At 39.3% G+C, this 1,126-nt stretch carries 1 protein-coding gene; it reads left to right on the forward strand.

The genetic code is table 11. From position 1 onward, the window contains the following. The first annotated feature begins 113 nt into the window (after positions 1–113). Positions 114–965, forward strand: coding sequence for a hypothetical protein (locus QZ506_RS09335; protein WP_291970591.1), 852 nt, complete (start codon positions 114–116; stop codon positions 963–965). Positions 966–1,126: the final 161 nt, after the last annotated feature.

The following is a 1,126-nucleotide window of genomic DNA, read 5'->3' on the forward strand; positions in this document are numbered from 1 at the left end:
CAAACGCATACCGCCTTGAGCAAAAAACATCGCACCAAAGGGGCTTTGTTGAATAAATAGATATTATGTTGCGTAGACATAAAGGCTGCGGATTCCCTTGACGTAAAATCAGTATGTTAAATCCAGAGCGTGGTGATGCATGCCGGAGCGATCAGCATTTTAATCCAAAACAGGCGTGTCACAACAGCATTATTCCCTATTATTCAACAAAGCCTTTTTCACTTGACATTAGCGCAATAAGGAAAAATATGACTATAGTAAATTTAAATAGACTGGACCATTGTGTTTTAAATGCCCAGCAGATCTCTGCTAGTGATGGAGAAGGGTATAATAACTCGACAGCATTAGCAAAAAAACTACACTCCATTGACAACACACCGTGTGTTTTACAATTTGGTTTTAAAAAAGGGAACATTGCGTCGACCCTGAATAAACAGGGTACGCTTTTTATGGGAATTCCGAAGATGGCTATGCCCATGAAGCCAGACTATATCAGAAGCCTTGCGCATGAGCAACGTGGCATAAATAATCCGGTAAAATATCAGGTTGGCCGCATTTATAATCCACTTAATAAACATGGAAATACCTTTCATGGGCTCCCGAAAAGTAACGCATCAACGCGGCCCTGCTTTATCAGAAGCCTTGCAGATGAGCGGCGTGGCGTAAATAACGTGGTTAAATATCAAGGTGGTCCCATTTACAATCCACTTAATAAACATGGTAATGCATTTCAAGGGTTTTCTGACAGTATGAAAAGAGAGCCTGAAACAGTGAGAGACGTTTCCAAAAGAAATTCTATCGATATAGGTCTTGATGATCATATTTTTGAAGAATATAAATTATTTCCTGTGACGAATGAAGCAAAAGTGCAAGTTGCACCTGTGAATCATGAAGATGATATAAAACCGATTACGTTTAAATATAATAAGCCCTATTATCAAATAGCATTTGTGGATGTGAATTGATTTTTAGCGTATTCCGGCATAGGCTTTGTTGAATAATAGGTAATCATGCTGTTTTTCCATGCCAGTTTTGGTTGAAAATGCTTGTCATCTCAGGTGTACACTTTTCTCATGATGCCTAACTGCATGATTTTACGTTGCGAGGATCCGTCGTTTCGCTGGGC

The organism is Candidatus Symbiopectobacterium sp. (assembly GCF_020054415.1).
Taxonomy (GTDB): domain Bacteria; phylum Pseudomonadota; class Gammaproteobacteria; order Enterobacterales; family Enterobacteriaceae; genus Symbiopectobacterium.

Bases quoted from the DNA above. Each gene is read 5' to 3' on its own strand.
- QZ506_RS09335 (WP_291970591.1), top strand. From the start codon at position 114: ATGTTAAATCCAGAGCGTGGTGATGCATGCCGGAGCGATCAGCATTTT.